Source organism: Actinacidiphila cocklensis (assembly GCF_907177275.1).
Lineage (GTDB): Bacteria > Actinomycetota > Actinomycetes > Streptomycetales > Streptomycetaceae > Actinacidiphila > Actinacidiphila cocklensis.
Genome location: NZ_CAJSLV010000093.1, coordinates 11,272 through 33,823, shown reverse-complemented (window position 1 = coordinate 33,823; position 22,552 = coordinate 11,272). Strand labels below are relative to the sequence as shown.

16 protein-coding genes are annotated in these 22,552 nt (G+C 69.9%); 9 read left to right on the top strand and 7 right to left on the bottom strand.

Going from position 1 to position 22,552, the window contains the following annotated elements:
* Positions 1 to 60: 60 nt before the first annotated feature.
* From NFU81_RS33705 to NFU81_RS33675, 7 genes are all read right to left on the bottom strand, one after another.
* Entirely contained in the window at positions 61 to 966 is a 906-nt protein-coding gene (locus NFU81_RS33705; RefSeq protein ID WP_422665358.1) for a geranyl diphosphate 2-C-methyltransferase, read from the bottom strand.
* An 80-nt stretch (positions 967 to 1,046) separates the two neighbouring features.
* Positions 1,047 to 2,096 (bottom strand): family 2 encapsulin nanocompartment cargo protein terpene cyclase, encoded by a 1,050-nt coding sequence (locus NFU81_RS33700; RefSeq protein WP_251498866.1) that lies wholly within the window; start codon positions 2,094 to 2,096, stop codon positions 1,047 to 1,049.
* Between the two features lie 456 nt (positions 2,097 to 2,552).
* Positions 2,553 to 3,467 (bottom strand): serine hydrolase, encoded by a 915-nt coding sequence (locus tag NFU81_RS33695; protein WP_251498864.1) that lies wholly within the window; start codon positions 3,465 to 3,467, stop codon positions 2,553 to 2,555.
* Positions 3,464 to 4,327, bottom strand: a complete 864-nt coding sequence (locus tag NFU81_RS33690) for a LysR family transcriptional regulator (protein ID WP_251498861.1) — start codon at positions 4,325 to 4,327, stop codon at positions 3,464 to 3,466. The genes NFU81_RS33695 and NFU81_RS33690 overlap by 4 nt, the downstream gene beginning before the upstream one ends.
* Positions 4,328 to 4,755: 428 nt before the next feature.
* Positions 4,756 to 6,285 carry a helix-turn-helix domain-containing protein gene (locus tag NFU81_RS33685; RefSeq protein WP_251498858.1) on the bottom strand — a complete coding sequence of 510 codons (1,530 nt, stop codon included), beginning with the start codon at positions 6,283 to 6,285 and terminating at the stop codon, positions 4,756 to 4,758.
* A gap of 165 nt (positions 6,286 to 6,450) precedes the next feature.
* Positions 6,451 to 7,650: a hypothetical protein gene (locus NFU81_RS33680; protein WP_251498855.1), complete on the bottom strand. Its 1,200-nt coding sequence runs from the start codon at positions 7,648 to 7,650 to the stop codon at positions 6,451 to 6,453.
* Positions 7,647 to 8,462 (bottom strand): class I SAM-dependent methyltransferase, encoded by an 816-nt coding sequence (locus NFU81_RS33675; protein WP_251498852.1) that lies wholly within the window; start codon positions 8,460 to 8,462, stop codon positions 7,647 to 7,649. The genes NFU81_RS33680 and NFU81_RS33675 overlap by 4 nt, the downstream gene beginning before the upstream one ends.
* Positions 8,463 to 8,845: 383 nt before the next feature.
* On the opposite strand from NFU81_RS33675, the gene acnA reads away from it, so the two are divergent.
* The 9 genes from acnA (at position 8,846) to dxs (ending at position 22,524) form a co-directional block, all read left to right on the top strand.
* Positions 8,846 to 11,560 (top strand): aconitate hydratase AcnA, encoded by a 2,715-nt coding sequence (gene acnA, locus NFU81_RS33670; protein ID WP_251498849.1) that lies wholly within the window; start codon positions 8,846 to 8,848, stop codon positions 11,558 to 11,560.
* A 416-nt stretch (positions 11,561 to 11,976) separates the two neighbouring features.
* Positions 11,977 to 13,401 (top strand): N-acetylglucosamine/diacetylchitobiose ABC transporter substrate-binding protein, encoded by a 1,425-nt coding sequence (ngcE, locus tag NFU81_RS33665; protein WP_251498846.1) that lies wholly within the window; start codon positions 11,977 to 11,979, stop codon positions 13,399 to 13,401.
* A gap of 43 nt (positions 13,402 to 13,444) precedes the next feature.
* On the top strand, positions 13,445 to 14,365 hold the full coding sequence (locus NFU81_RS33660) for a carbohydrate ABC transporter permease (protein WP_251498844.1): 921 nt from the start codon (positions 13,445 to 13,447) through the stop codon (positions 14,363 to 14,365).
* 10 nt (positions 14,366 to 14,375) lie between these two features.
* On the top strand, positions 14,376 to 15,302 hold the full coding sequence (locus NFU81_RS33655; RefSeq protein ID WP_251498841.1) for a carbohydrate ABC transporter permease: 927 nt from the start codon (positions 14,376 to 14,378) through the stop codon (positions 15,300 to 15,302).
* 282 nt (positions 15,303 to 15,584) lie between these two features.
* Positions 15,585 to 16,787, top strand: coding sequence for an ROK family transcriptional regulator (locus NFU81_RS33650; RefSeq protein WP_251498839.1), 1,203 nt, complete (start codon positions 15,585 to 15,587; stop codon positions 16,785 to 16,787).
* Between the two features lie 138 nt (positions 16,788 to 16,925).
* A complete protein-coding gene (locus tag NFU81_RS33645; RefSeq protein WP_251498837.1) occupies positions 16,926 to 18,023 on the top strand; it encodes a sugar ABC transporter substrate-binding protein in 1,098 nt (365 codons plus the stop codon).
* Positions 18,024 to 18,269: 246 nt separating this feature from the next.
* Positions 18,270 to 19,058 carry an ATP-binding cassette domain-containing protein gene (locus NFU81_RS33640; RefSeq protein ID WP_251498835.1) on the top strand — a complete coding sequence of 263 codons (789 nt, stop codon included), beginning with the start codon at positions 18,270 to 18,272 and terminating at the stop codon, positions 19,056 to 19,058.
* A 14-nt stretch (positions 19,059 to 19,072) separates the two neighbouring features.
* Positions 19,073 to 20,338 (top strand): sugar ABC transporter permease, encoded by a 1,266-nt coding sequence (locus NFU81_RS33635; RefSeq protein ID WP_251498891.1) that lies wholly within the window; start codon positions 19,073 to 19,075, stop codon positions 20,336 to 20,338.
* Positions 20,339 to 20,571: 233 nt separating this feature from the next.
* A complete protein-coding gene (gene dxs / locus NFU81_RS33630) occupies positions 20,572 to 22,524 on the top strand; it encodes a 1-deoxy-D-xylulose-5-phosphate synthase (protein ID WP_251498833.1) in 1,953 nt (650 codons plus the stop codon).
* The last annotated feature ends 28 nt before the right edge of the window (positions 22,525 to 22,552 follow it).

Here is a 22,552-nt window from a genome sequence, read left to right as displayed (position 1 = left end):
ATGCCGCGAGCCTGGCACCGGTCCCGCGCGGGAGCCGGTGCCAGGCCGCAGGCCCTCCGGTCAGACCCGGTCGGCGACGATCATCAGGTACTGGAAACTGCCGTTCTTGTAAGCGGTCAGGAAGGTGTCCTCGATCCCGGTGACCAGGTGCTCCGCGGTCTTGCGCAGCTCCCAGTACGGGATGGTCGCCTGCGTGAGGTCCTCGACGTGGACCGGTACGAGGCGGTGGCGGGCCATCGCGCGGAAGTACGCCGAGCGCGGGTGGATGTCGCAGATGTAGTGGGCGTTGATGAGGGACACCTCACGTGAGGCCTGCCCGTAGGTGTCGTTGTAGCAGCCGGTGATCGTGACATAGCGCCCGCCGCGGCGCAGCAGCCGGGCGTGCTCGGCGAACAGCAGGTCCAGTTCCACGTACATCGTGGACTCGTTGTTCCAGGAGGCCGCGTACGCACCGGTGCTGAAGCCGGTGTCCAGCATGTTGCGGTGGTGGTAGCGCACCTTGCCGTCGATCCCGCGGGCGCGGGCCTGGCCGTTGGCGAAGTCGGCCTGCGTGGTGGACAGCGTCACGCCGTCGGCATGGCAGCCGTACCGCTGGTGCGCCACCACGCTGCCGCCGCCGCGCCCGCAGCCGGCGTCGAAGACCCGGTCGGCGGGGGAGAGCGGTCCGAGGTGCGAGGCCAGCAGTTCGGCCTGGGCCTGCTCCAGCCGGTGCAGTTCCGCGGTGACCCGCTCCGCCCGCCGTGCGGGATCGGCCTCGTCGAGTACGGACCACTTGACGTCACCGACGCCGTAGTGGTGGTGGTAGAGGTCGTCGATCCCGCCGAGTTCGAGGTTGACCGGGTTCTTCTCGGCGTTCCAGTAGTCCGCGATGCGGGACTGGTACGTGGACTGTGCGGGCAGCGATGCAGTGGCGCCGGACTGGGAGATGGCCAACGGTAACTCCTCATGGTGCTGGTGCGTGTACATGTGCTGGTGCGTGTTCCCGTGCTGGGCGGATGGTCGTGAGGACGTCGCGGGGACGCCGGTGCCCTGGCGGCCGGCCGGGGTCACCAGTAGTTGGGCAGGTGGTAGCGGTGGCTGTTGGTCGCGTGCCACTCGTGGTTGCCGGCCACCCAGTCGGACAGGCCGAGGGCGTACCGCTCGACGACGGGCGAGGTCGCGGACAGCGCCGCGGCCTCCTCCTCGAAGGCGGCCATGACCTCGTTGTGGATCTCGACGCTCCTGAGGTAGGCGGCCTTCAGACCGCGCCCCTGGTCGGCGGCCACCACCTGCGGCAGGTTGAGATGGTCGGGGTCGCTCTCCAACTCCCTGGTGAAGGAGTACAGGTCGTTGACGATGGTGGTCGCGTTGCAGGCAAGCGCCGTGATCCGCTGGATCTCCGGGCGGGCGTAGACGATCTCGGGCAGCTCGTAGCCGTCGACCGCGTCGACGATCGACAGGCACGGGCGGAAGTTGTTGAACTGCCGCATCACCAGGTACTCCCACACCCCCGGCACGTACCGGGTCTCGGCCCAGGCGGCTTCGGCGAGGTAGCCCAGGTGGAGGCGGGCCATGTCGTGCACGAAGCGGTCGGCCTGGCTGGGGGTGGCGAAGGCGGCGTAGTCCTTCATGGCCCAGTGGTAGGAGCGCAGCGGGCCGTCGGCCTGCACTCCCTGCTGCCACTCGGCCTCCAGCGCCGGCGTGGCATGGAAGGGGTCGATAGCCGACTGGGCCATGATCAGCGGGCCGCCGAGCCCGCGGTGCGAGCCGCCCCTGCCCTCGTCCTCCTCGCAGTAGCAGCTGTCGACCAGGTTCTCGGCGAGCAGCAGCTCCCCCGCGAGGGTCAGGCGGTCCAGGTCGAGGGCGCGCGGGTGCTGGAGCACCACGGCCCGCCCGAACTGGAAGCCGGCGAAGTCCCCTTTCCAGGCCGGCGGGAAGAGGTCCAGCTCCCGCGCCCAGGCCTCCAGTCTGCGGTCGACCTCCTTGACCTTCTGCGGGTCCGCGGGGACGGCGGGCCGGTATCTGAGCCCGGGGATCGCCCCGCCGCGCCTGGGGCGGGTGAGTGTCGGCGGCCCGGGCAGCCGGCGTTGAGGGCCGGCGTTCACGGGAGCGCTCATGGCGTACTCCACTCGGTCACTCGGCCGCGCGGCCGATCGGGACGGGGGCGGCCGCCTGCCGGTGTGGACACGGTTCCTCCCCGCGGTTGGACACAGGTGCGCGGCCCGGTCGCAGAGGAACCGACGACCCGGCTGCGCCACCAAGCCAACCAGCGGGCGCTGCGGCCTGGTATGGCGCGAAAGGGGGCGCTTCGCGCACTGGTGCGCGCAAACGTCCACCTGAGGCAGAGCCCGGGGCGCGCGCGAAGGGCGCACGCCCCGCCCCGGCGCCCGCGACCACGCCCCCGCCACCGGCCGCTTCGTCAGCGCCGGCACCCTCGTGACCACCGCGGACCCGGTAGTCGCTCGCCGGCTGCGAACCCCGTCACCCGGAGCGACCCGACCGGTATGTACACCTGCCGCTACGGCCGCGCGGGGTGTGACGGGCACGCGGCAGCACCTGCCGCCGCGTGCCGGTCAGGTGTCCCGGCTCGCCCGCAGCTCCTCGACGGCGGCCCGGGCCGCCATGCCGATGACGGCGTCGGCGCGCGGCAGCCTGCGGTCGGCGCGGGCGGCGTGGGTGAACACCACCGCGGTGTACGTGCTGCCGTCGGCCAGTTCGACGACTCCCGCCTCGTGCCGCATCGCACCGAAGGTGCCCGTCTTCCCCGACACGGTCACGTCGTCGTGGGGGAATCCGGAGGCCAGCCGGTGGCCCCACGCCTGCCGGCCCATGACGTCGCGCATGAAGGCGCAGCGCTCGGCGGAGGCCGCCTCGCCGGTCCAGATCGCGCGCAGCAGCCGTGCCAGGTCCGCGGGCGTGCTGGACGCCTTCGACCGGGGGCTGTAGACGCCCGAGGGGAGGGCGGCGTCGTTGTCCGAGATGCGCGCGACCGCGTCGTCCAGCGACGCCGCCTCGGTCTCCACCACCATCTGGGCCAGGGTCCGCGCCGCGCCCCCCGGGATACGGGTGCCGGACATGCCGAGGTCGCGGCAGAGCCCCTCGACCGCCGCGGCACCGACATGCCGAAGGACGGTGTCGCCCGCCGTGTTGTCGGAGATGGTCATCATCAGGGCGACCAGGTCGCGCAGCGAGATGGAGACGGGGTCCTGCAGGAGCGAGATCCCGGTCGGCCCCGGGACGTGGTCCGCGGGGTCCAGGGTCACCCGCCGGTGCGGGTCGATCGTCCCGTCGTCCGCGAGCCGGCAGAACGCCGCCATCACCGGCACCTTGTACAGGGAGCCCACCGGCGCGGGTTCGTCCGCGTCGATCGCCACGTGGGCCGACGGCCGGTGCACGTCGGCCACATGGAGCCAGCCGCGTACCCCGGCGTCGGCGAACATGGCGCGGATGGCCCGCTCCACACCCCTGCCGGGTCGTACCGTGCTCATCCGGCCGCCTTCCGCAGGAGGGTCTCCGTCAACAGCCGCGCGGTGTCGCCGGCTTCGCGTGAGCCGGGCGCCCGGTCGTCCCACACCACCCGCAGGCGCAGCGGCAGGGCCGGGTCGGTCGCCGCCCGCCGTTCGATGCCCGCCGCGGTCAGGGTGTGGTCGGCGGTGACCAGGACAGCCTGCCCGGCCGCCACGAGTGCCAGCCCGGCGCGCTCGTCGGGCACCACGACGGTCTCCACCCGCCGCCCGCGGCTGGCCAGGGTGTCGACGAACAGGTCGTACGCCGCGGGTGCCTCCTCCCGCGGACGCACCGCGAAGGGAAGGCGCCGGAACGCCTCGGGTGCCTGGCCCGCGGGGGACAGGACCCAGGTCGGGAAGAGCCCGACCCGTCCGGCGGACAGCCCGTCCAGCACCGTCGGGTGCACGGTCACGGCCAGGTCGAGCCGGCCCACCGCGATCTGGGAGAGCAGCGTGGCGGTCGGGGCCGTCACCACGCCGACCCGGCACGGGACGCCCGCCCGGGCCGGCGCGGCGGCCAGGTCGGCCACCAGCCACCTGGGCACTTCAGGGGCCAGGCCGAGCCTGATCCGCCGGCTCCCCGCCCGCTCGCGCACGCCGGCCGCCCGCAGCTCGGTGAGCGAGGCGAGCGCCGCACGGGCATGGGGGAGCAGCAGCTCGCCCTCCTCCGTGAGGGCGACTCCCCGGCCGCGGTCGAACAACCGGACCCCGAGCAGCGCCTCCAGCCGGCGCAGCCCCTGCGACAGCGGCGGCTGCGTGATGCCCACCCGCTGCGCGGCGGCCCCGAAGTGCTCCTCCTCCGCCAGCGCGACGAAGATTTCCAGGTGCCTCTCGGTGAGCAACGGGCCTCCTGAAGCGGGGTGATAGGACACGCGAATCAGTGGGGTGGCCCAGAGCATATTCGACATGCCGAGCACGCGGGGGCGGCGGGTTGCCCACTGCGGGCAGCCGGGCTGGGCGCCTAGGCGCCCAGCCCTCACCCGGCAGTCAGTTCCACTGCGTGCACGCGATGTTGCAGCCCCGCTGCGGGCTGCCGAACGGGTCGCCGTAGCCGAAGCTGCGCACCGCAGACGCGTATCCGGTAGCCGGGTCCGTCGTAGTGGCTGTTGGCCGTGGTGAAGGGGCTGCCGCTGCTGTACGGCTGACCCCGGTAGGTCTGCCAAGGCCAGTGGTCACCGGTGCTGCCGGCCTCCTGGGCTGTCGGAGCGCCATCCCGCCTGGCAGGCAGCCAGGTCAGGATGGGCTTGGCCGCACCGTTTCCGAAGGCCGGTCAGATGTCGCGGAAGATCTCGATCTGCGCGCCGATCGTGTTCAGCCGCTCCGCGAGGTCCTCGTAACCGCGGTTGATGACGTAGACGTTGCGCAGCACCGAGGTGCCCTCGGCCGCCATCATGGCCAGCAGGATGACCACCGCGGGGCGCAGGGCGGGCGGGCACATCATCTCCGAGGCGCGCCAGCGGGTCGGTCCCTCGACGATGATCCGGTGCGGGTCGAGGAGTTTGACGTCCGCGCCGAGGCGGGTCAGCTCGGTGAGGTAGATCGCCCGGTTGTCGTAGACCCAGTCGTGGATGAGGGTCGAGCCCTGGGCGGTGGCGGCGATGGCCGCGAAGAAGGGCACGTTGTCGATGTTCAGGCCCGGGAACGGCATCGGGTGGATCTTGTCGATCGGCGAGCGCAGCTTGGACGGCCGGACGGTGAGGTCGACCAGCCGGGTGCGGCCGTTGTCCGCGCGGTACTCCGGGGTCAGCTCGAAGTCCAGGCCCATCTCCTCCAGCACCGCGAGTTCGATCTCCAGGAACTCGACCGGCGCCCGGCGGATGGTCAGTTCGGACTCGGTGACCACGGCCGCGGCCAGCAGGCTCATCGCCTCGACCGGGTCCTCGGAGGGCGCGTAGTCGACGTCGCGGTCGATGTGCGCCACGCCGTGCACGGTCAGGGTGGTGGTGCCGATGCCCTCGACCCGTACGCCCAGCTCTTCGAGGAAGAAGCACAGGTCCTGGACCATGTAGTTGGAGCTGGCGTTGCGGATGACGGTGACGCCCTCGTAGCGGGCGGCGGCCAGCAGCGCGTTCTCGGTCACGGTGTCGCCGCGCTCGGTCAGCACGATCGGGCGGTTCGGGGCGATACCGCCGGTCACCTCGGCGTGGTACGAGCCGTCGGTGGCGGTGACGTCGAGGCCGAAGTGCCGCAGCGCGTTCATGTGCGGCTGGACCGTACGGGTGCCCAGGTCGCAGCCGCCGGCGTACGGGATCCTGAAGCGGTCGGTGCGGTGCAGCAGCGGGCCGAGGAACATGATGACGCTGCGGGTGCGGCGGGCCGCCTCGGTGTCCATGGCGGCCAGGTCCAGGGTGGCGGGCGGCACGATCTCCAGGTCGTTGCCGTCGTTGATCCACCGGGTGCGCACGCCGATGCTGCCGAGGACTTCGAGGATGCGGTAGACCTCCTCGATCCTGGCGACCCGCCGCAGGGTGGTGCGGCCGGCGTTCAGCAGCGTCGCGCACAGCAGCGCCACGCAGGCGTTCTTGCTGGTCTTGACGTCTATGGCGCCGGACAGCCGGCGGCCGCCGACCACCCGCAGATGCATCGGGCCTGCGTAGCCCAGCGAGACGATCTCGCTGTCCAGGGCCTCGCCGATCCTGGCGATCATCTCAAGGCTGATGTTCTGGTTGCCCCGCTCGATCCGGTTCACCGCGCTCTGGCTGGTGCCGAGTGCGTCCGCGAGATGGGTCTGTGTCCAGCCCCGATGCTGCCTGGCGTCCCTGATGAGCCTGCCGATACGTGCGAGGTAGTCGTCGGTCATGTGGGTGACCCTATCTCATATGTGAGATGAGGCAACGCGGGTACCGCCATCCGTGGCGTGTGTGACCGTGACCCGGATGGCCCCGTTGCAGGGCCGTCCGCAGGTGCTGCGCCGACGCCCTCACCGTACCTACTGAGGCACGTTGCGCAACCCCTGCCACACAGGTCACACCCGCGGTGACCAGTACCGACGGCGCGGAACCTCGCCGGGAGCCCGCCGGACCCGCGGCACGATCACCGCCATCAGGCAGGACACCGCCATCCCGACCAGGCCGACGACGACGCCCAGCTTGGTCGCCAGCGACACCTGCGGCAGCACGAAGACGGCGATGTCCAGGCCGAACGACGCCGCGCTCACCACGGTCAGCGCCGCCGCCACCCGGTTGAGCCGGGCGTCCAGCGCCTCGGCGCGCTGCGAGGAGGCGGCCAGCAGCGAGTTGCTGACGTAGCCGAGCAGCTTGTCGGCCCGCTCCTGGGTGTCGTCGAGCCCGATCACCTGGCGGGCCGACAGGTAGCTGGCCCGGTGCGTCTGGGTCGACTCGATCCGGTAGGCGTCGAGATGGTGGAAGTCGGCCCACAGGCCGTCCAGGAAGCGCCGGAAGGCGTGCACGTCGGTGCTCTCCGGATGGCCGTGCGCCAGGTCGGCGAGCACCCAGCGGCCGGCGATCAGCGCGCCGACCAGCAGCGACTGCTGGGCCACCGCGATGTCCGTGGGCTCGGTCATGGTCAGCAGCTCGTCCAGCGGCGTCGCCGGGTCGCAGTCCCAGGCGTAGGTGTACGGCAGAAGTATCCGGCAGTCGGGACCCGAGATCAGCTCGGGCACCCGGGCGTCGGACGCCCACGGCGGGTCCTGGGTGACGAAGTGGCAGTTGTAGCGTGCCGACTGGCGGTCGATCGGCGACTGCCCGCCGCTGAGCGCCAGGTCGGGCCGCAGCGCGATGCCCTGCACCAGGCCGCTGCTCACCGAGGCGGCGAGCACGGCGGTGAGGATCGTCGCGTCGGCCTCCCGCAGCGTCCGGTTGACCTGCGAGTCCAGCGCGTCCAGCTCCGGCAGCGCCAGCTCCCGCAGGTCCCGCTCGTGCCGCAGGGCGTAGACCACCAGGACGGTGCCCGCGGTCAGGATCCGGGCGTGGCAGGCCAGGATCTCGGCGCCCGGCAGCGAGACCGAGCGGCCGATGACCGCGGTCAGGTCGATCTCGATGGTGCTGTCCGGGTTGTACGCCAGCGACTTCAGGCCGCCGACGACCGGCTGCAGCTCGCCGTGCCCTGGCACCGCCACCAGCTCCAGGGCCGTACCGGGGGAGCGGTGGTGCAGCGGGTACGCCCGGCTCTGCAGGTGCAGCACCTCCTGCGTGCCACGGGTCATCCGGCCACCGCCACGTACTCGGGGATCAGCTCGGACTCGGGCACCGTCACGCCGCCCAGGTAGCGGCGCTGAAGGTCCTCGGGACCCAGGTCGAGCAGCGGGCCGTCCAGCAGCGCCACCAGCTCGGCGTGGGTCAGATACGAGGCCTCCGGCGGCACCGCGCGGCTGCGGAACCAGTCGCGCTGCCCGGCGAGCACCCTGCTGCCCGACGCGGCGGCGGGCCAGTAGCTGACCGCGGTCAGGGCCGCACCGCCGAAGGCGGCACCCAGCGCCACCACCGCCCGGGCGTCCTCCGGCGGCAGATAGAACAGCACGCCCTCCGCCACGTACGCCACCGGCCGCCCGCCGGCCAGCTCGCGCACGGCCTGCGCCACCCGGTCCCGGTCGGCCGCGCTGCCCAGGTCGGCCCCCAGGTGCCGGACGTCGCGCGGCGGCAGCGTCCCGGCCGCCGTCAGCTCCGCCGCCCGCCGCCGCTTGGCCTCGGCCATATCCGGCAGGTCCACCTCCAGCGCGGCGGGGAAGTCCAGCAGCCAGGGATAGGAGGAGAAGCCCGCGCCGCACACCACCAGCACGGTCTCGGGGTCCTTGGCGAGCGTCTCGGCCAGCACGTCCGCGATGAACCGGCCGCGCAGCGCGACGACCAGGTCGTCGTGCGGGTAGACGGCGTCGGCGTACCCCTGCCACAGCTCGGTGACCCCGGCCCTGTCGGCGTCCGGTATCCAGGCGGCGGCCAGCGGGTCGGCGGCCAGCTCAGGCCGCCGGGCGCGTGATTCGTTGACGAGATAGGCGGTGAGTGCGACTCCACCGTGCATGGTGCGAAAACCCCCGTAGCGGACCGAAGTTGACGGAAATGACATCCCGTCACCCCCCTTCGTACCATCGGCCCACCGCCTCGGCGCAAGTGCCGCCCGCCCCGGCCCCAGCCGGTCCTGCTCCCCGCCCCGGCGTCGCCCCCCGAGGCACGCCCCGGCCGGCCCCCGAGGCCCCCGTGCCCGCCCCGCCTGCCGGCCCCGCCTGGCGCCCCTCCCGCCCCCCGCTCGCAGGGACACGGCGGCCGCACATGAACCTTCCGCCGTCATGTACTAGAGTTATCTCGACATCGAGATAAATGCCGAGGCGTACCGCGACAGCGCTGGGAGCGTGGCCGCGGAGATGCGCGCGCAAGGACGCAGGACGACACACGAAGGAGACTGCCGTGTCGGCGAACAGCTTCGACGCCCGCAGCACACTGCAGGTGGGCGACGAGTCGTACGAGATCTTCCGGCTGGACAAGGTCGAGGGCTCAGCCCGGCTGCCGTACAGCCTGAAGGTGCTGCTGGAGAATCTGCTCCGCACCGAGGACGGCGCGAACATCACCGCCGGGCACATCAGGGCCGTCGGCGGCTGGGACTCGCAGGCGCAGCCCAGCCAGGAGATCCAGTTCACGCCGGCCCGGGTGATCATGCAGGACTTCACCGGCGTGCCGTGCGTGGTGGACCTGGCCACCATGCGCGAGGCGGTCAAGGAGCTGGGCGGCGACCCGGCCCGCATCAACCCGCTGGCGCCGGCCGAGCTGGTCATCGACCACTCGGTGATCGCCGACCGCTTCGGTACCCCCGACTCGTTCGCGCAGAACGTCGAGCTGGAGTACGGGCGCAACAAGGAGCGCTACCAGTTCCTGCGCTGGGGCCAGACCGCCTTCGACGAGTTCAAGGTCGTCCCGCCCGGCACCGGCATCGTCCACCAGGTGAACATCGAGCACCTGGCCCGTACGGTCATGGTCAGGAACGGCCAGGCCTACCCCGACACGCTGGTCGGCACCGACTCCCACACCACCATGGTCAACGGCCTGGGCGTGCTCGGCTGGGGCGTCGGCGGCATCGAGGCCGAGGCCGCGATGCTCGGCCAGCCGGTCTCCATGCTCATCCCGCGGGTGGTCGGCTTCAAGCTGACCGGCGAGCTCCCGACCGGCACCACCGCCACCGACCTGGTGCTCACGATCACCGAGATGCTGCGCAGCCACGGCGTGGTCGGCAAGTTCGTGGAGTTCTACGGCGAGGGCGTCAGCGCCACGTCGCTGGCCAACCGGGCCACCATCGGCAACATGTCGCCGGAGTTCGGCTCCACCGCCGCGATCTTCCCGATCGACGCGGAGACCATCAGCTACCTGAAGCTGACCGGCCGCTCCGAGCAGCAGGTGGCGCTCGTCGAGGCGTACGCCAAGGAGCAGGGCCTGTGGCTCGACCCGGCCGCCGAGCCGGACTACTCCGAGAAGCTGGAGCTCGACCTGTCCACGGTCGTGCCGTCCATCGCGGGGCCCAAGCGCCCGCAGGACCGGATCGTGCTGGCGAACGCCGCCGAGCAGTTCGCCGTCGACGTGCGCAACTACGTCACCGACGACGAGGAGGCGGGCAAGGAGTCCTTCCCGGCCTCCGACTCCCCGGCGACCCACAACGGCGTGCCGGCCAAGCCGACGCCGGTCACCGCCGAGGACGGCAGCACGTACGAGCTGGACCACGGCGCCGTCACCGTCGCCGCCATCACTTCTTGCACGAACACCTCGAACCCGTACGTGATGGTGGCCGCCGCGCTGGTGGCCAAGAAGGCGGTCGAGCGGGGCCTGACCCGCAAGCCCTGGGTCAAGACCACGCTGGCCCCCGGTTCGAAGGTCGTCACCGACTACTTCGACAAGGCCGGCCTGACGCCGTACCTGGACAAGCTGGGCTTCAACCTGGTCGGCTACGGCTGCACCACCTGCATCGGCAACTCGGGCCCGCTGCCCGAGGAGGTCTCCAAGGCGGTCAACGAGGCCGACCTGGCGGTCGCCGCGGTGCTCTCCGGCAACCGCAACTTCGAGGGCCGGATCAACCCGGACGTCAAGATGAACTACCTGGCGTCGCCGCCGCTGGTCGTCGCGTACGCCATCGCGGGCTCGATGAAGCTGGACATCACCAGGGACGCGCTGGGCGTCGACCAGGACGGCAAGCCGGTCCACCTCGACGACATCTGGCCGACCGAGGCCGAGGTCAACGACGTCGTCGCGTCCGCGATCGGCGAGGACATGTTCCGCACCTCCTACAGCGACGTCTTCGCCGGCGACGCCCAGTGGCAGGCGCTGCCGATCCCGACCGGCAACACCTTCGAGTGGGACCCGCAGTCCACCTACGTGCGCAAGCCCCCGTACTTCGAGGGCATGGGCATGGACCCGGAGCCGGTCACCGACATCAGCGGCGCCCGGGTGCTGGCCAAGCTCGGCGACTCGGTCACCACCGACCACATCTCGCCGGCCGGCGCGATCAAGGCCGACACCCCGGCGGGCCAGTACCTGACCGAGCACGGCGTGGAGCGCCGGGACTTCAACAGCTACGGCTCGCGCCGCGGCAACCACGAGGTCATGATCCGCGGCACCTTCGCCAACATCCGGCTGCGCAACCAGATCGCCCCGGGTACCGAGGGCGGCTTCACGCGCGACTTCACCCAGCCGGACGCGCCGGTGGCGTTCATCTACGACGCCTCGCGCAACTACATCGAGCAGGGCACCCCGCTGGTCGTCCTGGCGGGCAAGGAGTACGGCTCCGGCTCGTCCCGCGACTGGGCCGCCAAGGGCACCGCGCTGCTCGGCGTCAAGGCGGTCATCGCGGAGTCCTACGAGCGCATCCACCGCTCGAACCTGATCGGCATGGGTGTGCTGCCGCTGCAGTTCCCCGAGGGCGCCACAGCGGCCACGCTGGGCCTGACGGGTGAGGAGACGTACTCCTTCACGGGCGTCACCGTGCTCAACGAGGGCAGCACCCCGGGCACGGTGAAGGTCAGCACCGACACCGGCGTGGAGTTCGACGCCGTGGTCCGTATCGACACTCCCGGCGAAGCGGACTATTACCGCAACGGCGGCATCATGCAGTACGTGCTCCGGTCGCTCATCCGGCAGTAGCCGCTGGCAGGTTAACTCACGAGTAGCGCGGACCGCGTTCCCCTGGCAGGGGGGACGCGGTCCGTCCGTTTTGTGCAAGTGGATCCGTCGATCGTCCTCCATCGCCACACAGGGAACGCTCTGACCTGCGGTTTTGTCGTCCCGCATTTCGGACAGGTCTCAACTCGGGAAAGCTTGCCCGCCAAACGCTCTCTTGATCTTGCCCTGCCGGAGAGAAGTGGACTATACCTGTCGGCGTCCAGGGAACCTGCTGGAGCGCGGGGTCAGGCGGGTCAATCGGCGGGGTGTCACCGCCGGTCGTCGGATATCGTTCCCTGCCTCACTGGATGCACGGCATCACTCAAGCTTCAACTGTTCGCGGTCGACGGCGGATTCCGCTGCACCGCATGAGTCCTGGAGAAGGCGAGGACTTGAGCATGGGATCCGAGTTCAACCGGCGCGATGCAATCAAGCGGGCAATGGCGATCGGCGTGGTGGCGATTCCGTCGGCCTCGCTGCTGTCGGCGTGCGCGTCGTCCAGTGGCGGGGACAAGAACAAGCCGGTGGCGACCGGTACCAAGTCCGCGGCGAACCCCCTCGGTGTCAAGAACGGTGCGCCGCTTGAGGTGTTCGTCTTCAAGGGCGGATTCGGCGACGACTATGTCAAGGCGGCCGAGGCCGACTACAACAAGGCCTTCGGCGTCACCACCAAGCACACCGGTACCCAGGGCATCGGCCCGAAGTTGCAGCCGCGTTTCGCCAACAACACGCCGCCGGACTTCATGGACAACTCCGGTGCCGACAACCTCGACACCGCGGCCCTGGCCAAGGAGGGGAAGCTGCAGGACCTCACGGCCCTGCTGGACGCCCCGACCATCGACGACCCGTCGAAGAAGGTCCGCGACATACTGATCGCCGGCACCGTCGAGCAGGGCCAGTTCGGCTCGCAGGCGATGTACGCGCTCAACTACGCCTTCACCGTGTACGGCAGCTGGTACTCCAACAAGCTCTTCCAGGAGAAGGGCTGGACGTACCCCAAGACCTTCGACGAGATGATCGCGCTCGGCGCCAAGACCAAGGCCGCCGGCATCGCGCTGTTCACCTACCCCGGCAAGTACCCGTACTACGTGCACTTCGACCTCCTCGCCCAGATCGGCAAGGTCGGCGGCCGGGAGGTGCTCAACGCCATCGACGACCTGGAGGACGGCGCCTTCCAGGTCGACGCGGTCAAGCAGGTCCTCGCCTACTACGAGGAGCTGGCGGCCAAGAAGTACTTCCTGGCCGGTTCCGAGGGCAAGACCCACATCCAGATGCAGACCGACTGGACCAAGGGCAAGGCCGCCCTGGTGGCGGACGGTTCGTGGGTGGAGAACGAGGCCGCCCCGACCATGCCCAAGGACTTCGACCTGGCGGTCGGCCCGCTGGTCGGCGCCGGCGACAGCGACAAGATGCCCTTCGGCACCATCTACGCGGCCGCGGGCGAGCCGTACATCGTCGCGGCGAACGGCAAGAACCCGGCCGGCGGCATGGAACTGCTGCGCATCATGCTCAGCAAGAAGCAGACCACCAACTTCACCAACGCCGTCAAGTCCCTCACCTGCGTCAGCGGCGCGGCCGACGGCCTGACCCTCACCCCCGGCCTGACCTCGGCCGGCGTGGTGCTCAAGGCCGCGGGCACCAACGTGCTCAACGCGCGCATCCAGGACTGGTACAAGAAGCTCAACAACGAGACCATCGGCAACCTGACCGCCCAGCTCCTCACCGGGGACATCACGGCCGCCAAGTGGATCGAGGGCGCCCAGAAGGCGTCGGACGCCACGAAGAAGGACTCGTCCGTGCCGAAGTTCAAGCACGGCGCCTGATCCGTATTCCCCTCTAACGGCTGAGACGAGAGCGACCGGCGACATGCGACACGGCAAGTACCGGTTCATCATCGGATTTCTGGCGATCCCCCTGGCGCTGTACGGGGTCCTTGTGATCTCGCCCTTCGTACAGGATTTCCAGATCTCCCTGACGGACTGGACCGGGCTCACCCCCGACAAGCACTACATCGGGTTCGGGAACTACCGGAAGATCATTCATGACCACCTCTTCTGGCAGTCCCTGTGGCACAACATCCTGCTGCTGCTGATCGTGCCCGTGGTGACGCTGGCGCTCGGTCTGTTCTTCGCTTTCATGCTCAACGTCGGCGGCCGGCGCAAAGGCAGTGCGTCGGTCGCCGGTGTGAGGGGGTCGGGCGCCTACAAGATCATCTTCTTCTTCCCGCAGGTGCTGTCGGTCGCGGTGATCGCCATCCTGTGGCAGCAGGTCTACAACCCCGACCCCGACGAGGGCGTGCTCAACGTCGTGCTGGGGGCGGTCGGGATCGGCTCGCAGACCTGGCTGGGCGACCCGAAGCTCGCACTGGCCTGCATCATGGCGGTGATGGTCTGGGCGAACGTCGGCTTCTACGTGGTGCTCTTCTCGGCCGGGATGTCCTCCATCCCCACCGAGATCTACGAGGCCTCGCTGCTGGACGGCGCCAACCGGTCGACCACCTTCTTCAGGGTCACCCTGCCGCTGCTGTCCGACACCGTCGCCACCGGCTGGGTCTACATGGGCATCATCGCGATGGACGCCTTCGCCTACGTGCAGCTGATGTCGGTCAACAACGGCGGTCCCAACGAGAAGACCGACGTGGTGCCGCTGCTGCTGTTCAAGACGGCCTTCCGGGACAACAGCCAGTACGGCCTGGCGGCGGCCATGGGTGTCGCCATGCTGCTCGTGACGCTGCTGTTCGCCGTACTGACGCTGCGGCTGTCGCGCCGCGAGCGTATCGAGTTCTAGGGGTGCCGCTATGACAACCGACACGATCGAGGACGCCACCCCCGGCTCCCCGCCCCGCAAGTCCGGCACACCCGCCTCGAACGCGGCCCGCTGGAAGTGGCGGCGCAGCGAGGGCGGCGTGCTGAACGCCTTCAGCCACGTCTTCCTGGCCGTATGGGGACTGATGGTGGGCCTGCCCCTGCTGTGGGCGCTGTGGAGCTCCTTCAAGAGCTCGGGCGACATCCTCAGCCACCCGCTGTCGCTGCCGACCCACTTCCACTTCGAGAACTGGTCCCACGCCTGGTCGAAGGCGAACATGGGCCAGTACTTCATCAACACCGTCATCGTGGTCGGCTTCTCGACCCTCGGCACCATGCTCTTCGGGTCGATGGCGGCCTACGTGCTGGCCCGCTTCGAGTTCCCCGGCAACCGGCTGATCTACTTCACCTTCGTGGGCGGCATGGCCTTCCCGGTGGTCATGGTGCTGGTGCCGCTGTTCTTCGTGACCACCAACCTCGGCATCATCAACACCCTGCCGGGGCTGATCCTGGTCTACATCGCCTACTCGCTGCCCTTCACCGTCTTCTTCATGGCGTCGTTCTTCCGCACCCTGCCGACGTCGGTGGCGGAGGCGGCGCTGGTGGACGGCGCCTCGCACACCAGGACGTTCTTCCAGATCATGGTGCCGATGGCCAAGCCCGGCATCATCAGCATCGGGATCTTCAACGTGCTGGGGCAGTGGAACCAGTACCTGCTGCCGCTGGTGCTGAACCAGGGCGACACCAGCAAGTGGGTGCTCACCCAGGGTCTGGCCGACCTCGCGGTGCAGCAGGGCTACCAGGGCGACTGGGGCGGGCTCTTCGCGGGACTGTCGATCGCCATGCTCCCGGTACTGGCCGTGTACATCGTCTTCCAGCGCCAGGTGCAGGCCGGACTCACCGCGGGGGCGCTCAAGTAGGCCCACTCCGACACCCCCAGGCACCCGTCGCCACACCCGCGCACGGTCGGCCGACGCTCGGCGGCTCCGCTCTCAGCGGAGCCGCTGATCGGCGTTCGCCGAGCCGAATCGCATAACGGTGTGGTTCTCCCCCTTGACGGGACATCACCCCAAACACTCAACTTAGAGTTCACATGTTGTAGACGACGGGGTCTCGCTGGTGTGCTGCATCCGGCATCAGAGTCGGCCCCGTCCCATGCGGGCAGACGGACACGGGCCGCCTGCCGGGCAGGAGTGGATGTCGTGGAGACTCCGGGATCGCAGTCGTCGCTGCACCGGGCCAATCTGGAACGCGTGGTGCGTGCCGTACGACTGGCCGGATCGCTCACCCAGGCGGAGATCGCGCGCAGTACCGGTCTGTCGGCTGCGACCGTGTCCAATATCGTACGCGAGCTGCGGGACAACGGAACGGTGCAGGTCACGCCGACCTCCTCGGGGGGTCGGCGGGCGCGCAGCGTGGCGCTGTCCGGGGACGCCGGCATCGTGGTCGGCGTCGACTTCGGCCACTCCCACCTGCGGGTCGCGGTCGGCAACCTGGCACACCAGGTGCTGGCCGAGCAGTCGGAGCCGATCGACGTGGACGCGTCGGCCTCGCAGGGCTTCGACCGGGCCGAGCAGCTGGTGGCCCGGCTCGTGGAGTCCACCGGCATCAGCCCCGAGAAGGTGCTCGGCGTGGGGCTCGGGGTGCCCGGGCCGATCGACGTGGAGACCGGGGCGCTCGGCTCGACCGCGATTCTGCCGGGCTGGAGCGGTGTCAACCCGCGCCAGGAGATGTCCGACCGGCTCGGCGTCCCGGTCCAGGTGGACAACGACGCCAACCTCGGCGCGCTCGGCGAGCTGGTCTGGGGCGGCGGCCGCGGGGTCAAGGACCTGGCCTACATCAAGGTGGCGAGCGGCGTCGGCGCCGGCCTGGTGATCGACGGCCGGATCTATCGCGGCCCGGGCGGCACGGCGGGCGAGATCGGTCACATCACGCTGGACGAGTCGGGTCCTGTCTGCCGCTGCGGCAACCGCGGCTGCCTGGAGACCTTCACCGCGGCCCGCTACGTGCTTGAGCTGCTGCGCGGCAGCCACGGCGAGGGGCTGACCGTGCCGCGCATGGTGCAGCTGGCCCGCGAGGGCGACCCGGGCTGCCGCCGGGTGACCGGGGACGTCGGGCGCCACATAGGGATGGGCGTGGCCAGCCTGTGCAACCTGCTCAACCCCAGCCGCATCGTGCTGGGCGGCGACCTGGCCGAGGCGGGGGAGCTGGTGCTCGGCCCGATAAGGGAGTCGGTGTCACGCTACGCGATCCCCAGCGCCGCCCAGCGGCTGTCCGTGGTGCCCGGGGCGCTCGGTGCGCGGGCGGAGGTTCTGGGAGCGCTTGCCCTGGTTCTGAGTGAGATGGGCGATTCGACCCTTTTGGACGGAAATCAACCCGTTGACACACCGGCCTTTTCGGCATAACTGAGCGTTCACACAGCTAACGAAACGCGCCGTTGCCATCTCGTTAAGTGTTTACTTCTTGACGACAGGGTGTCAGCCGGAGTTGACTCACCAGCACCTCGGCCGCGGTGTTGCGGCCCTGTCAGGGAGGCACCTCACATGAACGCAATGACGCGTCGAATCGTCGTCGGGACGGCTGCGGTTTCGATCGCGCTCACCATGGCCGCCTGTGGTAAGGCCGGTGACGACAAGGGCTCCAGCGGCAGCAGCAGCGACAGCAAGAACAAGTCGATCGGCCTGCTGCTGCCGGAGAACGCGACCACCCGGTACGAGAAGTTCGACAAGCCGCTGATCGTGAACAAGATCAAGGAGCTGTGCCCGGACTGCAGCGTGCAGTACGACAACGCCGCCGGTGACCCGGCCAAGCAGGCGCAGCAGGTCAGCAGCATGATCGCCAAGGGTGTGAAGGTCCTCATCCTGGACGCCCAGGATTCGACCGGCATCAAGTCCTCCGTCCAGGCCGCTGTTGACAAGGGCATCAAGGTCGTTGCGTACGACCGCCTCGCCGAGGGTCCGATCTCCGCGTACGTCAGCTACGACAACGAGAAGATCGGCGAGCTGCAGGGTCAGGCGCTGCTCGACGCCATGGGTCCGAAGGCCACGCCGACCGCCCCCGTCGTCATGATCAACGGTGACCCGGCCGACCCGAACGCCGCCATGTTCAAGGCCGGCGCCCACAAGATCCTCGACGGCAAGGTGAAGATCGCCTACGAGCAGTCGGGTCTGTGGAAGGACACCGTCGCGGCGCAGAAGATGTCCGCGGCGATCACCCAGCTCGGCGGGAAGAACATCGCCGGCGTCTACTCCGCCAACGACGGTATGGCCGGCGGTATCGCGACCTCGCTCAAGGGTGCCGGCGTCAACCCGCCGCTGACCGGTCAGGACGCGGAACTCGCGGGCGTGCAGCGCCTGCTGGCCGGTACCCAGACCAGCACGATCTACAAGCCCTACAAGCCCGAGGCTGACGCCACCGCCGAGATCGCGGTCGACCTGCTGAACGGCAAGGACTTCAAGACCGTCGCCGACACCACCGCGAAGCAGAACGGCGGCGCCGAGATCCCGGCGAAGCTGCTGCCCGCCTTCTCCGTGACCAAGGCCAACATCAAGGACACGGTCGTCAAGGACGGTCTGTACACCAAGGACCAGATCTGCACCTCGGACTTCGCCGCGGCGTGCGCCGCCGCCGGCATCTCCTAGTCCGTACCCCGCGGTTCGGACCGGTTCCCCGGCTCCGCACCGCACACCGCAGGCCTGTCCGGCGCCCCGCCCCGACCAAACACCCCGCTAGGGGCGGGGCGCCGGACGGAAACGCTTGCGGGAGAACGATTCGGGGCAGGGGTACTACCCCTTCCCCGTTCACTTTGTAATCCTGTGCTTTGTGCACTCCCTCCGCGGCTGTTCAGTTCAGCACGCGGCATCCCCGCCGGTCAGGCGGCGAAGGAGATGGTTCACGTGTCCGCTACGCCCGTGCTGGCGTTGCGCGGAGTCTCCAAGCGATTCGGTGCGGTCCAGGCCCTCACCGATGTAGAGCTGGAGGTCCATGCCGGAGAAGTAGTCGCCCTCGTAGGTGACAACGGAGCCGGCAAGTCCACCCTGGTCAAGACAATCGCGGGTGTTCACCCCGTCGACGAGGGCGTCATCGAGTGGGAAGGCCGGCCGGTGCACATCAACCGGCCGCAGGACGCCCAGGGTCTCGGTATCGCCACCGTCTACCAGGACCTCGCACTGTGCGACAACCTCGACGTGGTCGGCAACCTCTACCTCGGGCGGGAGCTGCTGCGTTACGGCAGCCTCGACGAGGTCACGATGGAAAAGCGCTCCCGCGAACTTCTGAACACGCTGTCGATCCGCATTCCCAGCGTCAGAATTCCGATCGCCAGCCTCTCCGGTGGCCAGCGCCAGGTGGTGGCCATCGCCCGTGCGCTGATCGGTGACCCCAAGGTCGTCATCCTCGACGAGCCGACCGCCGCCCTCGGTGTCGAGCAGACCGCCCAGGTCCTCGACCTGGTCGAGCGGCTGCGCGAGCGCCGCCTCGGCGTGATTCTGATCAGCCACAACATGGCCGACGTCACGGCTGTCGCGGACACCGTCCACGTGCTGCGCCTCGGCAAGAACAACGGTGCCTTCCCGGTCAAGGGCACCACCAACGAACAGATCATCGCCGCGATCACCGGAGCCACGGACAACGCCGTGACCCGCCGGCTGGCGCGCAACGCGGAGGCGACCCAGTGAGCGACAAGACGACGATGCACCAGCCGCTGGACGAGGTGCCGCCGCCGGCCGTCGCGCCGCTGGACCCCCGGCTGCTCATCCGTGAGGAAGGCTTCAAGGGCTACCTCACCGAGTTCAAGCGCAAGCTCAAGGGCGGCGAGCTGGGCTCGCTCCCGGTCATCCTCGCGCTGGTGATCATCTGGACCATCTTCCAGCTGAAGGACAGCCTGTTCCTCAGCTCCGCGAACATGGTCAACATCTGCTACTTCATGGCCGGTACCGGCATGCTCGCGGTCGGCCTGGTGTTCGTGCTGCTGCTCGGCGAGATCGACCTGTCGGTCGCCTCGGTCAGCGGTCTGGCGTCGGCGGTCTTCGCCAGCCTGAGCGTCACCCACGGCCTGAACTCGTGGCTCGCGGTCGTGCTGACCGTCCTCACCGGTATCGCCATCGGCGCGATACACGGCTTCTTCTTCGCCAAGATCGGCGTGCCGGCGTTCGTCGTCACCCTGGCGGGCTTCCTGGGCTGGACCGGTCTGATGCAGTGGCTGCTGCGCGGCACGGGCAGCCTCACGATCCAGGACAAGGGCCTGCTGCACGTCCTGGGCCAGCGCTCCTTCTTCATGAACCAGAGCATCGCCGGCGCCTACGTCCTGGCCACCCTGGGCGTCGCCGCCCTGCTGATCGGCTCGCTGATCGACCAGGGCCGCCGCCGGTCCGCCGGTGTGCCCTTCCGGCCCACCAGCGAGATCCTCGTGCGCACCGTCGCGCTGGCCATCGTGGCCTACACGGCCGCGTACGTGCTCAACAAGTCCGCCGGTGTGCCCAACGCCCTGGTGATCTTCCTGGCCACCCTGGTGGTCTGCGACTTCGTGCTGCGCCGCACCACCTTCGGCCGCAAGGTCTTCGCGGTCGGCGGCAGCATCGAGGCGGCCCGCCGCGCCGGTATCAACGTGGCCATGATCCGTATCCAGGTCTTCGCGATCTCCGGCGGCTTCGCGGCCATCGGCGGCCTGTTCCTGGCCGGCCAGACCTACACCGCCACCCTGCAGGCCGGTACCGGCAACCTGCTGATGCTCGCCATCGCCGCCGCTGTCATCGGCGGTACGAGCCTGTTCGGCGGTCGCGGCAACGTCTGGTCGGCCCTGCTCGGCATGCTGGTCATCCAGTCCATCCAGACCGGTCTCGACCTGCTGAACATGGACCAGTCGATCCAGTACATGATCACCGGCGCGGTGCTGCTCGCCGCCGTCGTGGTCGACTCGGTCTCGCGCCGCACCCAGCGGTCCTCGGGCCGCGCGTAACACCCCGCAGGCGCGCGGCGGGTCACCGCCGCGCGCCCGTACCGCACCTCCCGAACCGCCGGACGGACCTGGCCTCCAGGACCGCCCGGCGGTTTGGCGTGCGCGGGCGCACGGGAAGAGGGCAAGGCAGCGCCGTGACCGACATCGCATGGGGCGGCCGACGCGCCGGTAACCGGAACATTAGACTCGTCGAAGGCCAGATCGGCCCGGAGCGACAGGCAGAGGAGGATCGGGTGGCAGTGCTGACCCGTATCAACGGACCCCGCGACCTCGACCGGCTCGACCAGCAGCAGCTCGTGCAGCTGGCCGCCGAGATCCGCTCCTTCCTCGTCGAAGCGGTCTCCAAGACCGGCGGACACCTCGGACCGAACCTCGGGGTGGTGGAGCTGACGATCGCGCTGCACCGCGTCTTCCACTCGCCCGCCGATCGCATCCTCTTCGACACCGGCCACCAGGCCTACGTGCACAAACTGCTGACCGGACGCCAGGACTTCGCCCGGCTCAAGAGCACCGGGGGCCTGTCGGGTTACCCCTCGCGCGCCGAGTCCGAGCACGACGTCATCGAGAACAGCCACGCCTCGACGGTGCTGGGCTGGGCCGACGGCCTGGCCAAGGCCAACGAGCTGCTGGACCGCGACGACCACGTCGTCGCCGTCATCGGCGACGGTGCACTGACCGGCGGCATGGCCTGGGAGGCGCTGAACAACATCGCCGCCGCCAAGGACCGCCCGCTGGTCATCGTCGTCAACGACAACGAGTGGTCGTACTCGCCGACCATCGGCGGCCTCGCCAACCACCTGGCGACCCTGCGCACCACCGACGGCTACGAGCAGTTCCTGGCCCGCACCAAGGAGGTGCTGGAGCGCACCCCGCTCATCGGCCGGCCCCTCTACGAGACGCTGCACGGCGCCAAGAAGGGCCTCAAGGACTTCATCACCCCGCAGGGGATGTTCGAGGACCTGGGCCTGAAGTACGTCGGCCCGATCGACGGCCACGACATCGAGGCCGTGGAGTCCGCGCTGCAGCGCGCCCGGCGCTTCGGCGGGCCGGTCATCGTGCACTGCATCACCGAGAAGGGCCGCGGCTACACCCCGGCCGAGCGCGACGAGACCGACCGCTTCCACGGCATCGGCCCGATCCACCCCGACACCGGGCTGCCCATCTCCGCGGGCGGCGCGGACTGGACCTCGGTCTTCGGTGACGAGATGCTGGAGCTGGGCAAGGAGCGGTCCGACATCGTGGCCATCACCGCGGCGATGCTGCACCCGGTCGGCCTGACCAAGTTCGCCGCCGCCTTCCCCCACCGGGTCTTCGACGTCGGCATCGCAGAGCAGCACGGCGCCGTCTCGGCCGCGGGCCTGGCCACCGGCGGCCTGCACCCGGTCTTCGCGGTCTACGCGACCTTCCTCAACCGGGCCTTCGACCAGGTCCTGATGGACGTCGCCCTGCACAAGTGCGGTGTCACCTTCGTCCTGGACCGGGCCGGCGTGACCGGCAGCGACGGCCCCTCGCACAACGGCATGTGGGACATGTCGATCCTGCAGGTCGTCCCGGGCCTGCGGATCGCCGCGCCGCGCGACGCCGACCAGGTCAGGGCGCAGCTGCGGGAGGCCGTCGAGGTCGAGGACGCCCCCACCGTGGTCCGCTACTCCAAGGGCGCGGTCGGCCCGGCCGTCGCCGCCGTCGGGCGGATCGGCGGCATGGACGTGCTGCGCGAGCCGGCCGGCGCCGGGCAGCCGGACGTGCTGCTGGTGTCGGTGGGCGCGCTGGCCCCGATGTGCCTGGAGATCGCCGCGCTGCTCGACGCCCAGGGCATCACCAGCACCGTGGTCGACCCGCGCTGGGTCAAGCCGGTGGACGCCGAGCTGCCCGGCCTCGCCGCCCGGCACCGGCTGGTCGTCACCGTCGAGGACAACGGCAGGGCCGGCGGCGTCGGCTCGGCCGTCGCCCAGGCGCTGCGCGACACCGAGGTGGACGTGCCGCTGCGCGACTTCGGCATCCCGCCGCAGTTCCTCGCGCACGGCTCGCGCAAGGACGTGATGGCCGCGATCGGCCTGACGGCCCCTGACATCGCCCGCCAGGTCACCGGGGTCGTCGCCACCATCGACGGCAGGTTCGCCGACGATGCCGCCGACGCCGCGGCCGGCGACGGCGCGGGCACTGCCGCCGAGCTCGCCAAGGACTGACCGCACCGCGCGGACCGCGCCCCCGCGT

Excerpts from the sequence above, each read along its gene's own strand:
- NFU81_RS33705 (WP_422665358.1), bottom strand. The coding sequence starts at position 966 with ATGTACACGCACCAGCACCATGAGGAGTTACCGTTGGCCATCTCCCAG.
- NFU81_RS33700 (WP_251498866.1), bottom strand. The coding sequence starts at position 2,096 with ATGAGCGCTCCCGTGAACGCCGGCCCTCAACGCCGGCTGCCCGGGCCG.
- NFU81_RS33695 (WP_251498864.1), bottom strand. The coding sequence starts at position 3,467 with ATGAGCACGGTACGACCCGGCAGGGGTGTGGAGCGGGCCATCCGCGCC.
- NFU81_RS33685 (WP_251498858.1), bottom strand. The coding sequence starts at position 6,285 with ATGACCGACGACTACCTCGCACGTATCGGCAGGCTCATCAGGGACGCC.
- NFU81_RS33680 (WP_251498855.1), bottom strand. The coding sequence starts at position 7,650 with ATGACCCGTGGCACGCAGGAGGTGCTGCACCTGCAGAGCCGGGCGTAC.
- NFU81_RS33675 (WP_251498852.1), bottom strand. The coding sequence starts at position 8,462 with ATGCACGGTGGAGTCGCACTCACCGCCTATCTCGTCAACGAATCACGC.
- ngcE (WP_251498846.1), top strand. The coding sequence starts at position 11,977 with ATGGGATCCGAGTTCAACCGGCGCGATGCAATCAAGCGGGCAATGGCG.
- NFU81_RS33660 (WP_251498844.1), top strand. The coding sequence starts at position 13,445 with ATGCGACACGGCAAGTACCGGTTCATCATCGGATTTCTGGCGATCCCC.
- NFU81_RS33655 (WP_251498841.1), top strand. The coding sequence starts at position 14,376 with ATGACAACCGACACGATCGAGGACGCCACCCCCGGCTCCCCGCCCCGC.
- NFU81_RS33645 (WP_251498837.1), top strand. The coding sequence starts at position 16,926 with ATGAACGCAATGACGCGTCGAATCGTCGTCGGGACGGCTGCGGTTTCG.
- NFU81_RS33640 (WP_251498835.1), top strand. The coding sequence starts at position 18,270 with ATGGTTCACGTGTCCGCTACGCCCGTGCTGGCGTTGCGCGGAGTCTCC.
- NFU81_RS33635 (WP_251498891.1), top strand. The coding sequence starts at position 19,073 with ATGCACCAGCCGCTGGACGAGGTGCCGCCGCCGGCCGTCGCGCCGCTG.